This window comes from Gordonia sp. CPCC 205333 (genome assembly GCF_048537885.1).
GTDB lineage: Bacteria > Actinomycetota > Actinomycetes > Mycobacteriales > Mycobacteriaceae > Gordonia.
Genome location: NZ_JBCLVI010000001.1, coordinates 766,009 through 784,757 on the forward strand (window position 1 = coordinate 766,009; position 18,749 = coordinate 784,757).

15 protein-coding genes are annotated in these 18,749 nt (G+C 62.0%); 13 read left to right on the top strand and 2 right to left on the bottom strand.

The window, feature by feature from the left end; translation table 11 throughout:
- Positions 1-3: 3 nt before the first annotated feature.
- Both AAFP29_RS03695 and AAFP29_RS03700 read right to left on the bottom strand, forming a co-directional pair.
- Positions 4-2,034, bottom strand: a complete 2,031-nt coding sequence (locus AAFP29_RS03695; RefSeq protein WP_419215949.1) for a CocE/NonD family hydrolase — start codon at positions 2,032-2,034, stop codon at positions 4-6.
- Positions 2,035-3,350: 1,316 nt separating this feature from the next.
- Complete coding sequence (locus tag AAFP29_RS03700; RefSeq protein WP_419215950.1) at positions 3,351-4,538, bottom strand: glycoside hydrolase family 76 protein; 1,188 nt, start codon at positions 4,536-4,538, stop codon at positions 3,351-3,353.
- A gap of 263 nt (positions 4,539-4,801) precedes the next feature.
- Between AAFP29_RS03700 and rplJ the strand changes: the two genes are divergently transcribed.
- The 13 genes from rplJ (at position 4,802) to AAFP29_RS03765 (ending at position 18,589) form a co-directional block, all read left to right on the top strand.
- Entirely contained in the window at positions 4,802-5,329 is a 528-nt protein-coding gene (gene rplJ / locus AAFP29_RS03705) for a 50S ribosomal protein L10 (protein WP_419215951.1), read from the top strand.
- Between the two features lie 114 nt (positions 5,330-5,443).
- Entirely contained in the window at positions 5,444-5,830 is a 387-nt protein-coding gene (rplL, locus tag AAFP29_RS03710) for a 50S ribosomal protein L7/L12 (RefSeq protein WP_419215952.1), read from the top strand.
- Between the two features lie 376 nt (positions 5,831-6,206).
- Positions 6,207-7,472 (top strand): ABC transporter ATP-binding protein, encoded by a 1,266-nt coding sequence (locus tag AAFP29_RS03715; protein WP_419215953.1) that lies wholly within the window; start codon positions 6,207-6,209, stop codon positions 7,470-7,472.
- Positions 7,469-8,275, top strand: a complete 807-nt coding sequence (locus tag AAFP29_RS03720) for an MlaE family ABC transporter permease (protein ID WP_419215954.1) — start codon at positions 7,469-7,471, stop codon at positions 8,273-8,275. Before AAFP29_RS03715 ends, AAFP29_RS03720 begins: the two co-directional genes overlap by 4 nt.
- A 5-nt stretch (positions 8,276-8,280) precedes the next feature.
- A complete protein-coding gene (locus AAFP29_RS03725; protein WP_419215955.1) occupies positions 8,281-9,153 on the top strand; it encodes an MlaE family ABC transporter permease in 873 nt (290 codons plus the stop codon).
- A 3-nt stretch (positions 9,154-9,156) separates the two neighbouring features.
- Positions 9,157-10,494, top strand: a complete 1,338-nt coding sequence (locus AAFP29_RS03730; RefSeq protein WP_419215956.1) for an MCE family protein — start codon at positions 9,157-9,159, stop codon at positions 10,492-10,494.
- Entirely contained in the window at positions 10,491-11,576 is a 1,086-nt protein-coding gene (locus tag AAFP29_RS03735; protein ID WP_419215957.1) for an MCE family protein, read from the top strand. The genes AAFP29_RS03730 and AAFP29_RS03735 overlap by 4 nt, the downstream gene beginning before the upstream one ends.
- A gap of 2 nt (positions 11,577-11,578) precedes the next feature.
- Entirely contained in the window at positions 11,579-12,742 is a 1,164-nt protein-coding gene (locus tag AAFP29_RS03740) for an MlaD family protein (RefSeq protein WP_419215958.1), read from the top strand.
- Positions 12,742-14,082, top strand: a complete 1,341-nt coding sequence (locus AAFP29_RS03745; RefSeq protein WP_419215959.1) for an MCE family protein — start codon at positions 12,742-12,744, stop codon at positions 14,080-14,082. Before AAFP29_RS03740 ends, AAFP29_RS03745 begins: the two co-directional genes overlap by 1 nt.
- Entirely contained in the window at positions 14,082-15,407 is a 1,326-nt protein-coding gene (locus AAFP29_RS03750; RefSeq protein WP_419215960.1) for an MCE family protein, read from the top strand. Before AAFP29_RS03745 ends, AAFP29_RS03750 begins: the two co-directional genes overlap by 1 nt.
- Positions 15,407-16,651 carry an MlaD family protein gene (locus AAFP29_RS03755; protein WP_419216333.1) on the top strand — a complete coding sequence of 415 codons (1,245 nt, stop codon included), beginning with the start codon at positions 15,407-15,409 and terminating at the stop codon, positions 16,649-16,651. Before AAFP29_RS03750 ends, AAFP29_RS03755 begins: the two co-directional genes overlap by 1 nt.
- Before the next feature lie 142 nt (positions 16,652-16,793).
- Positions 16,794-17,507 (top strand): hypothetical protein, encoded by a 714-nt coding sequence (locus tag AAFP29_RS03760; RefSeq protein WP_419215961.1) that lies wholly within the window; start codon positions 16,794-16,796, stop codon positions 17,505-17,507.
- Positions 17,507-18,589 (top strand): hypothetical protein, encoded by a 1,083-nt coding sequence (locus AAFP29_RS03765; protein ID WP_419215962.1) that lies wholly within the window; start codon positions 17,507-17,509, stop codon positions 18,587-18,589. Before AAFP29_RS03760 ends, AAFP29_RS03765 begins: the two co-directional genes overlap by 1 nt.
- Positions 18,590-18,749 lie beyond the last annotated feature (160 nt).

Consider the following 18,749-nt stretch of genomic DNA (forward strand, 5'->3'; position numbering starts at 1 on the left):
CGACTACGTCAGCGGAGCGCTCGCCAGCAGCGTCAGGTAGCTCGGTTGATCGGGATCGAGGACCAGGCGCTGATGGCGCCCGCGTGCTTTGACCAGATCGGGGATGACCGTCAGATATCGCGGGACACTCGCGGCATAGACGTCGACTCTCAACCGGTGGCCAGCTTCGATGATGGCATCGGTTGGTACCAGGTCGACGTCGATCTCGACGGGCCGATCGGCGGGGACCGGAAGTTTGGCTTCCCGCGTCAAATAATGGTGAGCCGCGATGAGTACGCCGTTGTCGTCGTAGGTCGACTGCGTCTCGTCAATCGCACGGTTGGAGACGGTGAGTGCGCCGTTGGTCAACACGGTCGAACAGCCATCGGGGGCGACGTCGTTGACCGTGACCGCCCAGATCCCCTCGTGACCGCTGGTCTCGACATTGAGGTGCAGGTTCATCGAGCCGCTAATGGAAACCGAATCGGTCAGTGGCGCGGTGCTGAAACTCAGGCCGCCGCGCTCCTGCGCGCGAGCGTCGACACTGAAGGATTTGCCGAGGGCGATGGTAGCTCCGGCGGTGACCTGCGATGTGTCGCGGGAGGCGATGCTATGCCGGTTGGGGCGAACACTGTGCGACGAGAAACGTTGCGTCGCATTGGAATCCAATGAGCCATCGAAGTGGCTGTGCGGCGCCGACGCGGATGTCGTCGACGTCAAGAACACCTGCTGGGTGCTGACGCCCGGTCGGGGGAAACTCTCGCCCGACGTCCATGAACCGCCCTGTTGCATCATCGTCACCGGGCCGTAGTGCTCGACGCCGTTCTCGGTGTCTTTGAGCCAGCGGTCAAACCAGGCGCGTTCGAGGACGTCGAGGCGCGGCGGGGCGAACTTGCCGTCGAAGCCTGAACCTACGTCGAGGTGATAGCCGTCGCCGACGATCACCTGTTTGCGTCCGGGAGCGACTTTGAGCCGGTTGTAGACGTTGGTCGCGCTGTGTCCGAACAGGTCATGCCACGCGCCGACGGTGAACGTCGGGACGTCAATCTGGTCGACTTTGGGGTCGCGTTCGTCGAAATACGGATCGTCGAAGATGCGGTCATCGCGCGCGGTGAGGAATCCCCAAGCGAGCGAAGGTAGTTCGGTGGCCGGGGACTTGATGCGATCACGTAGCCAGCGGGCGGTGTCGCCGCGGACGAGGTCGCGGACCGGCGTCGCGGGGTTGGGCACCCACTTGAGCAGGTTGACCGCGGAGAGCCAGACCGGGATGAAGGCGGACGGCATGCCGCCGGTGATGTAGATGTCGCGGACGATGTCGTCGCAGCCCTCGATGGCGAAGACCGCGCCGAGTGCCGGGGGGCGTTTGTCGGCGGCTTGCAGCGAGTTGATCGCCGAGTATGACCAGCCGGCCAGGCCGACTTTGCCATTCGACCAGGCCTGCGTCGCGGCCCAGTCGATGACCTCGACCGAGTCCTGTTGCTCACGAGTGCCGAGGATCTGCCATTTGCCCTGGGACGCGCCGGTGCCGCGAACATCGACGATGACCTGTGCGTAGCCGCTGCGCACGAGATTGCGGTTGATGCCGAAGACATCGAGGGCGCCGCCGGCGACCGTGCGGGTGAGCTGGGTGAGACCTTCGAGTGCGGTGCCGGTGCCGTCGATCGCCGCCGACGCCGAACTGATCGCGTGACCGATGACTGGTGCGTGCAGTGTTTTGTCGATGCCGCCGATGACCGCCCGGTTGTATGGATTGATGTTGACGATCACCGGGTAAGGCGTGGTGATCGCCTGACCAAACCGATTGGCCGGGCGGACCACTGTCGCGCGCAGGCGGATGCCGTCGCTCATGGTGATGATGGCGGAACGGTCGATGTTGACGCGTGGATACCGCTGCTTGCCGTCGACCAGCTTGCGCCAGTCGCGGGCGTTGGCCCCGCCGGTCGGATCGCCGAGGGGGAGCGCCTGAATGGCGCCGCGCGGGCTGGATTGGGCAGACGCGCGACGAGCCTTACGCGCGGTCGCGCGTCGGCCGGGCGTATCGAGTTGATACGTCATCGGATCATCACCTCGTTGTGTCGGATCGAGTTTGGCGAAGCCTATTCAGTCCCCTGAAGAATGGCTGTGGCATGCGTCACTCGACTGCTTGTAGCGAAATCTACCCCAGGGCTCATAAAGGTCCGCTAACTAGGGGGTCGCATTTTGGTGTTGATCCGCCAACGAGAATCGGCGATATTGGCACTAGCTGCAGCTTTGGACAGTTGGACAAATGACTATGTGGGCTGCGGTGATGTTGCGGGCGTCAGTCAGGTGACGTAGGGGATGTTGGGTTGGTTGGTGGTGTCTGGCACTGCTAGCTGGGTGCTTGCTGGGTGCTTGCGAGCGTGGGACTGATGAGGTTGTTGACTCCGATGGTGTGTTGACGGCGTGTCGTATGTTGAACCGATACCTGCGTACCTGCGCATGTAGCTGGCTATGACTGTCGGACGTCGAGAAAGGGTGTGCGTGGTGAATCGCATTTACGGCTTGGCCTACAAGCTAGGAGTGACGCCGTGGGAGGACGCTGGCCCGCAGTCGGGCTTCCGTAGGCAACTCGCAGCGTTCCTCGATGAGGAAACGAGCCGAACGTCTTTTCCCCGAGCTCTCGATATCGGTTGCGGCACAGGAGATCACAGCATTGAAATGGCATTGAGGTTGGCGCGCCACCGGCCTGGATGTGGTGCGGCCGGCCATCGACCAAGGGCGGAGGAAGGCGCGCGATGCGGGAGTTGATGTCGAATTCGTGGTGGGTGACGTGACCGACTTACCCGACTCGAGAAGGTGTTCACCGGGTGGCGACTCGCGGCGAGCGAGGCTGCCAATACGGACGGTCTGGCGAGGCCGATCAGAAGGGCCAATCCGAGCTGGTTCCGGCTGATTCGGAATTGAGGCCGATGGATAGCCTGCTGTGTCAGGAACGCTGCAACAACGGTACGCACCAGCGCATCGTCTGCGTTGATCGATCAGGCCACATGTCGACCGTCCTTCTGGGAGCGACGCCTCTATGAGTCGTTTCGTTGACAACCGCCCATTCTTGAGTGAACCTTCCGGCCCGCCACGAACCCTGTCGATCGTTCTGAACAGGCTGGGCGTCGAGTTTGAGTCGGAAGATGTGCCTCGCAAGACTGTTGCCGCCTGGCTGCACACTACGAGCCCACCGCCCACCTCGAGGAGTCAAGGAGCGCATTGACCGACGAGATCCTTCGAGCTGAACTGATCGTGCACAAGACGCGCAGGAGGCGACCGACGCCCGACGTCGGGCGAGAAGCCGCTGGGGGGGCATTAGCTACCGGTCACCGAACATGAAGCCAAGCTTTACCGCGCTGCTGGCCCGACTAACCCCCAACCTCCGCCCGCCCCAACTCAACCGCGGCCGCCGCTTCCAGCACCATCCAGCCACTGAGCTGCACCGACAGATCCCGCTCGGGAATCTTCGATGAATGCACCGCGCCCTCGATGAATTCGGCGTCGCCGCCACCAGTGGTCGGCACCTGCGCGGGCTTGGCCCAGTCCGGGCCGAAGAAGATACGCCCCGACGCGTCGACAGTCCGGTTGGCCCACGCGGCATCGGCATTGACACGCACAATCGCAGCCGCCCGCTCGCGCAGCGCGGGAATATCCGCGTGATCACCGCGCAGGTCGGTCGCGACCAGCGCTAAGTACCTGGCGAAGACTCCGCTGAACAGCCCGCCATCCCCGCCGCCCGACGACGGAATGATCCCGTCGCGCAGATGATGTTGTTCGATGGCGTCGAGTAGTCGGGCGATCCGCTCGACGTGCCGCGCCTCGCCGGTCAGCCGATACGCCTCCACTTCGGCGCCCAGCACGACGCCCTGGCAATAACTGTAGATGGCCGTCACGCGCTCGAATTTCGAAGTGTCCGAACCGGATTGAGCAGCCGGCTTGATTCCGTCGATGACCAAATGCGTCGTCGGGTCGATGAGGTTGGCATCGAGCCAATCGCACATGGCAATGGTGCGCTCGGTATGTCCGGTGCGTGCCACCAGGATCGCGGCCGGGCCATTCGCTGGCGCGTTGAAGAATAGATCCATTGTGCGCCAGGGGATTCCGCCACCACGCTGAGGTATCCACGACGACAGCATGCGGTCGGTCAATACGCGAACCGCGCCCTCGCGGCCGAGGTGGAAATGTCGGTCGGCACGTTCGGCGGCGAGTCCGAGCCAGGCCATATCGTCGTAGTAGTTATTGGTCCAGCGCCCGAGGTTGCGGATCCTGATGCCACGCAACATGCGATTGACGGTGAGCGCACCATCGGGGGAGGGGCGGTGCAACTCGGCGTCAATCAATAGGTCAGTCAGATGCGCCTGCCACCAGTAATGCCACATGCCCTTACGCTGCCGATACGTGGGCATCGGCCAGGCGATTCGGCTGATCCGGGTCAACGGAAGCCCGAACGCTCGCGCCAGATTGCGGTCGACGATCGACTCCTGGGCGAGTGCGGCCCGCTCGTTCGCGGTCTGCTCCGACGGCGTTGGTGACGACGATTTGGATACGTTCGGCATGGTCCGGTAGCCTATCTCCTTGCTGCGTCATGCATCCGCGTGCCGCTGCGGGTTCACCAAAGACCGTTGGTCAACAGATCTCACGATCTGTACGAAGGTTCGGCAATGCCGACGACCCACGCAGGATGAACGAGGATCTGCGATGAATTCATCGCCTACGCCCCGTGCCTCCTGTGCATGGGGCGTTTTGCATTTCGCTTCCTCTTCGACGCCGGCGGAAATCTGGCGGACCACTCACTTCGAGATATGAGAGGAGGCGAAGTATGGCCAAGTCCGAAAAAGTCACCGCAGTCGCGGAGATCACCGAGCAGTTCAAGGGATCCACGGCAGCAGTCGTCACGGAATACCGTGGTCTGTCCGTTACCCAGATCAGCGAGCTGCGCCGGTCCCTCGGCGAGGGCGCAACCTACTCCGTCGCCAAGAACACCCTCACCAAACGTGCCGCTGCCGAAGCGGGCGTGGAGGGACTCGACGAGCTGTTCACTGGCCCGACCGCGATTGCCTTCATCGAAGGTGAGCCGGTGGTGGCTGCCAAGGCGATCAAGAACTTCGCCAAGGAGAACAAGGCTCTGGTCATCAAGGGCGGTTATATGGACGGCCGCGCGCTGTCCATCGCCGAGATCGAGCAGATCGCCGACCTGGAGACCCGAGAGGTTCTGCTGGCCAAGCTCGCCGGTGCCATGAAGGGCAACTTGGCAAAGGCCGCAGGGCTGTTCAATCAGCCCGCATCGCAGGTCGCGCGTCTCGCCGCGGCTCTGCAGGACAAGAAGGCGGCTGCGGGCGAGGAGTAAATCCTCACCTAGTCATCTGCCACCCAAACCCACATCCCCGCTCCGCGTGGGGATGACTCCCCAACAAGGGGAATCACCACAGCCCTGTTGGGGCACTAACGGAAGGACGCCACCATGGCGAAGCTCACCGCTGACGAGCTCATCGATCAGTTCAAAGAACTGACTCTGCTGGAGCTCAGCGATTTCGTGAAGAAGTTCGAAGAGGTCTTCGAGGTCACCGCAGCCGCTCCGGTTGCCGTCGCCGCTGCCGGTGCTCCGGCTGCCGGTGCCGAGGCCGCTGCTGAGCAGGACGAGTTCGACGTCGTGCTCGAGTCGGCTGGCGACAAGAAGATCCAGGTCATCAAGGTCGTCCGCGAGGTCGTCGCTGGTCTGGGCCTCAAGGAAGCCAAGGATCTCGTCGAGGGTGCTCCCAAGGCACTCCTGGAGAAGGTCGACAAGGACGCCGCCGAGGCTGCCAAGGCCAAGCTCGAAGAGGCCGGCGCCAAGGTCTCGCTCAAGTAAGACTGAGTTCGTAAGAACTTCTTTGCGGGACTGCCCGCAATCTGCGCCCCGAGCGAATCAGATCTGATTCACTCGGGGCGTAGTGTTTTCCTGGGAACTAGCAGGTCACGAGTGGTTTTGAGTCTTGGTCTTAGGCAAAAGTTCACATTTGTCACTGTGAGCTTGGCCGCAGGCCGGACATGGGTTAGTCTTAGGCCTCGTTAAGGTGCTACCCGCGAGTAACGTCACCCCGGCGGTGGTCGCGGACTTTACCGAACTTAAGTATTGGCGAGGTGCGCCAGTGGGCTAGAGTGACTCCAACCACAATGGTTCATGCATAACAAGTGCACCACACTCAGGACAATGGTCCCGGGGAAGATCGTCTGGAGGAAAAGCAGTGGGTGTTGAGGTCAGCGTTACCGGGCTAACAAAATCGTTCGGGTCACAGAACATTTGGCGGGATGTCTCTCTGACAATGCCAGCAGGTGAGGTGAATGCCCTGCTGGGTCCGTCGGGTACCGGTAAGTCGGTGTTCTTGAAGACCCTGATCGGTCTGCTGCATCCCGAACAGGGATCGGTCTTCATCGACGGTACCGACATCACCCAGTGTTCGGCCAAGGAACTCTATGAGATCCGCAAGCTGTTCGGTGTGCTGTTCCAGGACGGTGCACTGTTCGGTTCGATGAGCCTCTACGACAACATCGCCTTCCCGCTTCGTGAGCACACGAAGAAGAAGGAAACCGAGATCCGTCGCATCGTGATGGAGAAGGTTGAGATGGTCGGTCTGCTTGGTGCCGAGGACAAACTCCCCGGTGAGATCTCCGGTGGTATGCGTAAGCGTGCCGGCTTGGCCCGTGCGCTGGTGCTGGACCCACAGATCATCCTCTGCGACGAGCCCGACTCCGGTTTGGACCCGGTCCGTACCGCCTACATCTCCCAGTTGCTGATCGATATCAACGCGACCATCGACGCGACGATCCTCATCGTGACGCACAACATCAACATCGCTCGTACCATCCCGGACAATATCGGCATGCTCTTCCGTAAGGAACTGGTCATGTTCGGTCCGCGTGAGGTCCTGCTGACCTCCGAGCAGCCCGTCGTCAAGCAGTTCCTGGCCGGCGACCGCTTCGGCCCGATCGGCATGTCCGAAGAAAAGGACGAAGCCGTCGCCAAGGCCGAGGCAGAGATGCAGGCAGCCGGTATCTCCGGTGGCGGTACCCAGGACGACTTCTCCGAGATCATCGCGCAGGTTCAGCCCAACCCGGGAATGCCGGTTCGACATGCCGCGGTACGTCACCGCCGCAACGTCGAGCACATCCTGCACACCTTGCCGCATAACGCGCAGGAAGCCATCCGAGGCAACTTCGCGCAAGACGAGGCCGACGTCGCCGAAGGCATCGCTTCCACGACGACGGTCGCCGCAGTCGAAGCGTCACGCAACGGCTACGCCGAATACGGTGGCTTCGACGTCCCAGCGATGACGGTGACCGGCAACGCCGTCGAGAGCGCACCCGCGCAACAACCCGCACACGCGGGCGTCGGCCAGCAGGCCGTCGCGCCGTCGGATGCGCCGACCGAAACTTGGATCACTCCGGCCGCGGGTGATTCACCGACTCAGCCAATCTCCACCACCAAGGACACTAGGGGTTCTGCAGGATGACCAGTGCCACCACGCGTGGCATCGACAAGGTAGCTAAAGCGGGCAGCGGAGCGCTTGAGCAAACCGGCAACATTGTTCAGTTGTTCGTCGATGTCGTACGTCAGTCTGCGGTGCGCCCATTTCAGTGGCGTGAGTTCATTCAGCAGGCATGGTTCATCGCAAGTGTGACCATCCTGCCGACCGCACTCATCGCGATCCCCTTCGGGGCGATCGTGTCTTTGCAGACCGGCTCACTGATCAAGCAGATCGGTGCCGAGTCCTACACCGGCGCGGCCAGCGTGCTCGTCGTCATCCAGCAGGGTTCACCGCTGGTGACGTCGTTGCTGGTAGCCGGTGCCGCCGGTTCGGCGGTCGCGGCCGACCTCGGTTCACGAACCATTCGTGAAGAGATCGACGCGATGGAAGTACTCGGTATCAACCCGATCCAGCGTTTAGTCGTGCCACGCGTGTTGGCCATGGTGCTCGTCGCCATCCTGCTCAACGGCCTGGTCGCCGTCGTCGGCATCGGTGGTGGTTACTTCTTCAACGTGGTGGTGCAAGGCGGAACGCCGGGCGCCTACCTCGCTTCATTTGGTTCGCTCGCCCAGCTGCCCGACCTCTATATTTCGACGTTGAAGGCAGCCATCTTCGGTGTGATCGCCGGCATCGTGGCAGCCTATAAAGGCCTTCACCCCCGTGGCGGCCCCAAGGGAGTCGGTGACGCGGTCAACCAGAGCGTTGTCATCACCTTCCTGTTGCTGTTTTTCGCAAACCTGATCATCACCGCGGTCTACCTGCAGATCGTCCCGGCGAAGGGATCGTAGACTTCATGACCGGAGGCGCGACAATCGCGAAGTCTCGGTCCGAATACATCGGATACGAGGCGAAAAAGCAGCTCGGCAAACCACTCAAGGTGCTCGACGGCGCCGGCGAGCAGATGTCCTTCTACGGACGGGCGCTGCTGTGGATCCCCCGCACCATCACCCACTACTACCGCGAAGTCCTGCGACTTCTGGCAGAGGTGGCATTCGGTTCGGGCGGTCTAGCCGTGATCGGCGGAACCGTCGGCGTGATGGTGCTGATGTCGGGCTTCACCGGCGTTGTCGTCGGCCTGCAGGGTTATGCGGCGCTCGACCAGCTCGGTTCGCAAGCATTGACCGGATTCCTCTCGGCCTATGTGAACACCCGCGAGGTCGCACCGCTGGTCGCCGGCCTATCGCTGTCAGCGACGGTTGGTTGCGGTTTCACCGCGCAGCTCGGCGCGATGCGGATCTCCGAGGAGATCGACGCGCTGGAAGTCATGGCTGTGCCGTCGGTGCCGTATCTGGTCACCACTCGCGTGATCGCCGGTTTCGTCGCCGTCATCCCGCTGTACGTCCTGGGCCTGCTCGCCGCCTATCTGGCGTCGAGGACCATTAATACGGTCTTCAACGGTCAATCCAGCGGCTCTTACGACCACTACTTCAACCTGTTCCTACCGCCCGAGGACGTCTTATGGTCCTTCGGCAAGGTCCTGATATTTGCCTTCGTCATCATCCTCGTCCACTGCTACTACGGTTACTACGCCTCCGGCGGCCCGGCCGGCGTTGGCGTGGCAGTCGGTCACGCGGTGCGAACAGCGCTGGTGCTGATCGCGGTACTCGACTTCTTCCTCGGTCTCGCTATCTGGGGAACTTCGACGACGGTTCGGGTGGCGGGCTGATCTATGGCGATAATTCGACGCAGACTTCTGGGCCTTGCGTTCTTCCTGGTCATCGCGCTGTTCCTGGGCGGGACGATCATGAAGTTCCAAGGTGCCTTCACCACCACCGACGATGTGACCCTCAAGACCGACTCGGCGGGTAATTCGCTCTCCCCGAACGCCGACGTCAAGGCGCGCGGCATGGTCGTCGGCACGGTGAAAGAGATCAAGCAGAGCGACGACGGCAACGTCGAGGTGGTACTGGCCATCAGCCCGGACAAGATCTCGCTACTGCCGGCGAACACCACGGCGCGAGTCCTGCCCAAGACGCTGTTCGGCGAGCGCTATGTGGCCTTGCAGGTTCCGCAGGACGCGTCATCGACGCCCGCGCTGACCGGCGGCTCTATCATCCAGACCGATGCCAGCGGCAATGCCAAGGAAGTGCAGGATCTGTTCGATCGCCTGCTGCCGCTGCTCAAGGCGATTCCGCCGCAGGACCTCAATGTCACGCTGACGTCGCTGTCGCAAGCACTGTCCGGACGCGGGGAACAGCTCGGCACGACGTTCGAAGAGCTCAGCCAGATCTTCTCCAGGATCAACGACAACACCGATGAACTGCAGGGCACCTTGCGTGGGTTGGCGAGCTTCTCGCAGACCTACTCCGAGGCGTTGCCCGACGTTATCGACGGTCTGGACAATCTGCGCATCACCGGCAACACGCTGGTTGAGCGGCAGGACGACCTGCGGACGCTGATCGCGACGCTCGGCGTCGCGGCCACCGACACCACCGCATTCCTGCGGACCAACCGGGTTGATCTGATCAACCTGTTCATCGGGTCGAAGGACTACCTGTGGGGTTTGGCTAACCAGTCGCCGGTATTCGGCTGCACCTTCAAGAACTTCGCCGACTTGATTCCGGAGTCGCGCAAGATCGTCGGTGAAGGTACCCCCAATCCCGGTGTCCGAGTTGGACTTCAGTTCGTCAATCCGCGTGGTCGGTACTTGCCGAACCAGGATGAGCCACGCAACTTCGAGGTCAATCGTGGCCCGACCTGCTACAAGCCGCCGACCAACGGTCGCCCGTTCCCGCAGTATCCGGGTGGCGGTCTGGCCGACGGCTCGTATCAGCCGCCGTCGCGCAATCCCGGACCGCGCAATATTCCGGGTATGCCGCGGGCTCAGTTCTCGGCGACCCCGGCCGGAAATATCAAGGCCACCAACCCATTCGATGACCCCACTTACCGTGCCCAGCTTCAGGTGATCTACGGCGGCGCTGCCGGTGTCGAGCCCGGCAAGGTCCCCGCCTGGGTGACGCTGATCGGCGGCACGGCACTGCAGGGAGCGCAGGTCACCATCAAATGAAGTCCCTATTCTGGCCGTTGTTCAAGCTGATCACCTTCGCGGTGATCACCGTGTTGGCGACGAGTGCCCTGGCACTTACGATCGCCAACTCCGGTGCCGGCGGCGACAACGACTACAAAGCTGTCTTCTCCGAAGCGCAGATGCTCAATCCGGGCGACGACGTCCGCATCGCGGGTGTGCGCGTCGGACAAGTCAACGACGTCGCGGTATACGACCGCAATCGCGCGATGGTGTCATTCAGCATCGACCGTAACAATCTGCCCGAAGGCACTCAGGTCTACATCCGCTACCGGAACTTGACCGGCCTGCGTTACCTCGCCCTGGACAAGGGAGCCGGCAACTCGACGAAGTCCCTCGCTCCCGGATATACCTTTGGCGCGCTGCCGGGGGAGAATGACACACATCCGGCGGTGAACCTCACCGAACTCTTCAACGGATTCAAGCCACTGTTCCGGCAGCTTCAGCCGTCGGACGTAAACAAGTTGGCGGACTTGATCATTCAGGTTTTCCAGGGCGAAAGCGGTTCGATCAGTTCGTTGGTCTCCAACACCTCCGAGCTGACGAACGCACTGGCCGACAAGGACAAGGTGATCGGCGATCTGATCACGAACCTGACCACGGTCCTCGACACGGTCAACACCCACGACCAACAGTTCACCGATCTGCTCACCAATACCGAGAAATTGGTGACCGGCCTTGCCGCGCAACGTGGTTCGGTCGGCTCGGCAATCACCTCGGTGTCGAAGCTGACCTCGGTGACCGGTGACATCCTGTCCAAGACGCGGCCCGCGATCCAGGGTGATATCGCCGGACTGAAATCACTCTCCGATCAGATCACCGCACGCGACAAGGACGTCGAGGCGATTCTGACGAACTTGCCGGTCAAACTCGAAAGAATCGGCCGCGCAGCGACATTCGGTTCGTGGTTCCAGTTCTATCTCTGCGGCGTCGACGTCGTCGCGGGTAATGGTAAATCGACGCTGCTTACGCAGCCGTTGATCCCGCTGCCCGATATCAACCATGTCCTCTACACCAGTGCCGCGACGCGCTGCTGGCGTAACAACGACCGACCGGGAGGGTGAAGATGAGCGACAACACACCTTCGCCCGACGACGCGACCCAGCCGATCGAGATTCCCTCGAACGCTGCGGGACCGACACAGGGTGCACAGACAACAGCGGAGCCGGCAACCGCTCCGGTGAATCAGCAGCATAAGAGCCGACGTTTCGGCGGTCGGCGCAGCCCGGTCAGCATCGGCGCCATGGGCATCATGATCCTGCTGATGGTCGCGCTGTCATCGTTCTATCTGACGCAGCTTCCGCTTATCGGAGCCGGCGCGCGCTACACGGCGAAATTCACCGAGGCGGCCGGACTCAAGTCGGGTAACGAAGTCCGCGTAGCGGGCATCAAGGTCGGCAACGTGGAAAGCGTGAGCCTCAACGGCGATCGCGTCGACGTGAAATTCCGCGTCTCGAATACCTGGATCGGTAATCAGACTCAGGCGTCGATTCAGATCAAGACGGTTCTCGGCCAGAAATACCTTGGGCTAACGCCGCGCGGTTCCACGCCGCTCGATCCCGATGACGCGATCACCGACACCATCTCGCCCTACGACGTGATCGACGCGTTCTCCGACGCCTCCGATCAGATCGAAGAACTCAACACTGATCAGGTGGCGAAGTCGCTGACCACGCTGTCGGAGGCCTTCTCCGGCACCGCCGGTGATATCGGCCCGTCGCTCAAGGGCATCAGCCGGTTGTCGCAGACGATCGCCAGTCGTGACCAGGAAGTCCAGAAACTGCTCAGCGCGACCAAGAAGACCTCGAAGATCCTCGCCGATCGCAACGAGGAGTTCACCCGGTTGATCGCCGGCGCGGGCCAGTTGCTCGACGAACTGAATAACCGGCAGAAGTCGATCTCCGCACTGCTGTCGTCGACGACGACGCTGAGTACGGCGCTGTCCGGGATCGTCAAGGACAACCAGGAGCAGATTGGCCCGGCGCTGCAATCAGTTCAACAGGTCGGGGCACTGCTGACCAAGCAGAATGCCAACCTGCGCAAGACAATTCAGTATATGGCGCCGTTCTATCGGATTTATGCGAACGTGCTCGGAAATGGCCGCTGGTTCGAATCCGCGGTCACCAACCTGCTGCCCCCCGCGTTGCCGCAGCAGAACACGACACGTCCGCCGAATATGAACAAGTCCGGCGCGCAGCAGCAAAACAACGGTGGAACGGCGGCCGGATGATGAGTACTCCCGACCTGACCCAAACCCAAGGTCCAGGCCGCTGGTTCACTCCGCGGCATATCGTGGTTCTGGTAATCGGACTGATCGTCGCGCTCGTCGTGGCTTCGGTCCTGTGGTGGCTGTTCAGCGGCATCGGCACGACGAAGATCAATGCCACCTTCAAGCGGGCCGTCGGCATCTACGCCGGCTCCGACGTGCGGGTGCTCGGCGTGAAAGTCGGCGAGGTTGACGAGGTCACCCCCGACGGTGACGTCGTGCGGGTGAAGATGACCGTCGACCGCGGCGTGAAACTGCCGACCGACGTGCGCGCGCTGGAAGTCGTGCCGTCGATCGTCGCCGACCGGTTCGTGCAACTGGCACCCGCCTACTCGGGCGGTGAACAGGCAGGTCGCGACATCACCCTCACCAAGGATCAGACGATGGTCCCGGTCGAGGTGGACGATCTGTACGCGAATCTGCAGAAGCTGTCCCAATCGCTCGGCCCCAACGGTGTGAATAAGCAGGGTGCGTTGAGCGATGTCGTCAAAACCGGCGCCGACAACCTCAAGGGCAACGGCGCGCAGCTCGGCGAGGCCATCACCAATCTGTCGAAGGCATCGACCACGCTGAGTGATTCACGCGGCAATCTGGTCGACACCATCAAGAATCTGAATGTCTTCGTAGGTGCGTTGCGCGCCAACGACACTCAGGTTCGTCAGTTCAACTCGCAGATGGCGTCGTTCACCTCCTTCCTCGCCGGTGAGCGTCAGCAACTGGGACTGTCGCTGAACAAATTGTCGATCGCGCTGGGTGATGTCGCCGGATTCGTCGAAGACAACCAGCAGGCGTTGGGGGATACGGTGCGTTCGCTGCAGCCGACCACCAAGGCGCTTGCTGACAACAAGGAACACCTGAAGGAAATCTTCACGGTGCTGCCGGTGACTATCAACAACCTGATCAACGCGTATGACGCGGAGTCGGGCACATTGGCTATGCGATTGACGCTGACGGACCTGCAGGATCTGATCGGCGCTCAGTGCCGCCTGCTCGACCTGGGCAAGCTAATGCCGGGTAACCCCGCATTCACCCAGTTCAGCAACACCCTGCGGCCACTGATCTCGCAATGTGAGGCGATCGGGCAGCAGATCAACAAGGGTGTGCTCCAGCCGCTGCTTCCGGTACTGCCTTTCGGCATCATGAGCAACGACAAGACACAGCGTTATCCGGTGCCCGGCACTCGCGGTTCCAACCCGGACCCGAATGCACAGGTCGGACCGGGGGCTACCAAGAAGCCGTCGGCCTCGACGACGAAGACACCGTCGTCGACGACCAAGAAGCCCTCGCAGCGAGGTGGAAACTGATGCGCTTACGTGCTCGCCTAGTCGCCCTCGTTGGCGCGTTGACGGTCGTCGCGACGGTTGCCACCGGCTGTGGTGGCATCCAGTCGGTGCCGCTGCCCGGCGGCGTCGACACCGGGTCGAATCCGCGGACCTACCTGATCAAATTCGACGATGTGCTTGACCTGGTTCCGCAGTCCACGGTCAAACGTGATGGCGTGACCGTCGGCCGCATCGTCGACATCTCGATCCCCAAGGATCAGTGGCAGGCCGTAGTCAAGATCGAGGTCCGCAACAATGTCGACCTGTCGAATCAGTCGCATGCGGCGATTCAGCAGACCGCATTGCTCGGTGAGAAATTCGTCGGACTGAGTGAGCCGGACGGATCGGCCAGTGCGCCGCGTCAGGACGAGTCGGTGCCGATCAGCGGGCTCGACGACAAGGGGCAACCGCGAACCCGTACCGCGACCGACATCGAACAGGTGCTCGGCGCGCTGTCGATGCTGCTCAACGGCGGTGGCCTCAATCAGCTCGAACCCATTGTCCGCGAACTCAACAAGGCGATGGGACATACCAACTCCTATGGCGGCGACGACAAGGGTAAGAACAGTCTCAAATCGCTGATCGGCAACGCCGATCAGCTGATCGCCAATCTGAACAAGCAGCGCGACGACATCATCTCGGCCATCGACGGTCTCGATAAATTGTCGGGCCGCGCGGCCAATCAGAAGGCGCAGATCAGTCGCATTCTTGAACAGTTGCCCGGTGCGGTAGCCGTCCTGGAAGAGCAGCGGCCGCAGTTCGTCGATTTGCTTACCAAGCTCGACAAACTCGGTCAGGTCGGCGTGGACGTGCTCGGCAAGTCGCGTGAAGCGATCATCGCCGATCTCAAGGCGCTGCGCCCGGTTCTGTCGTCGTTAGCCAAGGCCACACCTGATCTGATCACCGCGGCCCCGCTGATGCTGACGGTGCCGTTCCCGGACTGGTTGACCCCTGCGGCGCACGGCGACTCGGTCAACCTGTTTATGACGCTGGATTTGCGGTTGCTCAACCAGCTCGAGGCGCTCGGCGTCGGGCAGGGCAACCCGATCTATTCGCCGCCGAAGGCCAAGAACATTCCGGTCGATCCGAATAATCCGTATTACAAGGGCAGCGGCGCCCGATGGGGCTGGCCGACGATCAGTTTGCTGCCGCCGGCGCCGAACTCTCGGCTGGGGCCGAATACGCCACCGTCGGGCGGGCGTTACCCGGCAGCCAAGCGTAAGCAGCAGTACTCGCTACTGCCGCCGCCGATCCCCGGTCAGACCTATCTCGACGGTCCGTTCGCGATGATCGGGGCGCGTCGATGATTCTCACTCGCCTGGTGAAGATCCAGCTGATCGTGTTCGTGATCATCGGCGTCATCACCCTCGTCTACGTGGCTGGCAAATACGCGAAGGTCGATCGCCTCACCGGGTTGAGCGAGTACACCGTGACCGCGCAATTGCCCGAGTCATCCGGTGGCATCTTCACCAACGCCGAGGTCACCTATCAGGGTGTGCCAGTCGGCCGGGTGTCGAAGCTCGATCTGACCAAAAGTGGCGTCAACGTGGTGATGCGGCTCAACAAGCGCGGACCCGACGTTCCGGCGTCGGCCGTCGCGGTGATCTCCAACCGTTCGGCGATCGGTGAGCAATTCGTCGACCTGCAACCGACGTCGGCGTCGGGGCCTTATCTTTACGACGGATCGGTGATCACCAAATCGTCGATCCCGCCGCCGCTGGAGGATGTGGTCAATTCGGCCCTCGACTTCGCGGAGTCGGTGCCGGTCGAAGACTTGCACACCGTCATCGTCGAATTGGGTAAGGCATTCAATGGGCAGGGTGAGAACCTCACCCGGCTGGTCACGTCGTTGGGCAACCTGTCGAAGGCCGGTGTCGAGAGTCTGCCGGATACCATCTCGCTGATCCAGGATTCCAACGTCGTACTGGCGACGCAGGCCGAGCAGTCAGATCAGATTCTCACCTGGTCGCGCAGCCTGGACTTGGTGACCGCGACGCTCGCCGCTGCCGACCCCGACATTCGACGGCTGCTGACCACCGGCACCGCGACATCGACCCAATTGTCGAATCTCTTGCAGAAGCAGGGTGCCGACATCACCAAGGTGGTGCACGACCTCGGTTCGACGTTCAAGACCATCGAACCCGCGGGCTGGGCGACCAACTCGGCTGTCGCGATGTTGTCCGCGCTGTCGGCCGGTTCGCATTCGCCTGCGCGCGGTGACGGCCAGATCCACTTCGGCATCGTGCTGGAGACCAATAACCCGGCGGCATGTACGCAGGGTTATGAGAGTACCAAGGCGTTGATCGCGAAGATGAAGGTAAACAACCCCAATTTCGACATCAACAACGATGATTTCCCCTTCAATACGAAGGCCGAATGTACTGTGCCGCAAGGTTCGCCGACCGGCGTACGCAGCGCACGGCGGGCGGCATTGGGCAACCCGGCGTATCCGCAGCCGTGGGATAACAAGCCTAAGAAGGATCCGGACAAGTTGAATCTCAACCCGCTCGCGACCCAGTTGGCATTCCTGTTGGGTGTTCACGCTAAGTGAGTGATCCGATGATGCACCGGGCGGCGGCATCGCCCGGTGCATCGACATGTGGGCCGATGGCCTGCGATTTTGACAGTGGCCGGCGGTCGACGCCGGTCAGCGATTCGACCCGGGTCAGCTCGGGTCGCTACAGTGGCGGCCGATGAGTTCAGCACGAAAGAAGCAAACGTCGATACGGCGTGAGGAAGGTACACCCGAGGCGGGTGACGGCACGCGAACTGGTGTGACGCCCGGTCCCGACGGCACGCCGTCGAAGGGTGTCGTCGTCGGGTTTGCGGTTGCGGCATTGGCGTTGATTGTGGCGATCATCGCGCTGGCCGGGTTCGGATACCGCGCGTACGACGTGTACTTCAACGAGAAGCCTGCGCAGTCCGCGCGCGATGCGGCGGTGGACTCGGCCGAGCTGGCGATCCTGAATGTGCTGACCATCAAAACTAGTGATCTCAAGGATTGGCAGCAACGGATCGACTCGTCGCTGACCGGTGATGCGCGTTCGCAGGTCACCGGTGATCAGATCTCCGCGCTCACGGCGCAGTTCCAAAAAGGTGGCCAGAACGCCGCGTCTCTCGAAGCGCGCCTCGTTCGCAGCGCGCCGGTGGAAGTGAACGCCGACGAGGGCACCGGGAAGGTGCTGGTGTACGTCAACGCGACGTCGAAGATTCCCAATCAGGCCGGCGTGACCAAGTTGATGGGCTTCGAGGTGTCAGTACTGCGTGGCGAGGGCGACGTATGGAAGGCAAACGTGATTCGGTCGCTGGACTCGCTGGCACTGACCGATCAGACCGGCACCGATCAGACCGGCACCGATCAGACCGGGCAGGCACCTGCCGCTACGACAACTCCGGGTGGTAACTGATGGCGGTACGTCGGCCCAATAAGAAATCCGCGTCGACCGCCGCGAATCGTAAGACCGTCGCGGGACGCAAGCGTCCGACGGCTCCGGCCACCGAATCTGGCGTCGAGCGGGAGGCCGAGGGCACGCCGGCGCAGGTTGCGCCCGAGCCGCTTGCGGCTGAGCAGGCTGAGCCGGAGCAGGTTGAGCTAGAGCAGGCTGAGCCAAAGCCCACGACGTCAGAGCCGATCGAATCGGCGGCGGCTGTCGAGGCGGCCGACGACTTCGTGTCGGTCGACGAACCAGCGACCGACGAAGCTGAAGCCGACACCGAAGCCGCCGACGAGACCGGAACCGACGACGACACCGACACCGACGCCGAGTCGACTGCGGAAACCGTTGTCGCCGAAAAGGTTTCATTGGGCAAGCCGGACAAGTCCGAGGACCTTGACGCCGCTAAACCCACCGGGAAGCCTCGACGTCCCGTCTCGCGGGTATCGACGATCAAGGCCGACGCGAACCGTTCGGCAACACCGTCGGACGACGCCGCGACGTCGACGACCAGCTGGGCCACACGGGTCACACCGACTTCGGTGCCGTCATTCATCAATGCCCGGTTGGCGGTGCGGCTCGCAGTAGCCGCCGTCGTGATCGGTCTGTTGGCATTGCTGCTGGCATTCACGCCGGGTGCGAAGATCGGCGACAACAAAGCATTCGTCGACCAGTCGGCAACCGATGAATTGATGGGCCAGGCGCGCGGCAAGGTCTGTTTGCCGGTCGCGGTGACCTCGAAGAATTTCGAGGGTTGGTCCGGTCAGGCCCGCGCGGTACTGGTCGGCACCGCGTTGAAGAATTTCAACGAATATTTGCCGACGCAGAAAAAGGTCATCGAGCAATCCAAAATGGTCGCCGACTGCAAGGTGGATTCGATCGGTGTGCGCGAGCTCACCGGCTCGGGCGACGACTCTCGGGCCAAGGTTTTGGCGAACATTCTGGTCAGTCAAAACCTCGATCAGCAGGTGCTCAACAGCGCATCGGTGCGAGTTGACTACACCTTGGAGAAACACGGTGACGACTGGAAGATCAGCGGCATCGAACCGTTCTGAGTCACGGTCAGGTGAGGCAATTTCGGTAAAAACTGCGCGTAGCGCTTGACGCGGAGCGCTCGGGGGGCCACGCTATTGCCAACGATGTGTTGGGTCAGCATCCACCACCTCCGAGGTCGCCAGCCTGGGGTGAAGAGTGATACGAGACGGGGCTTGGTGT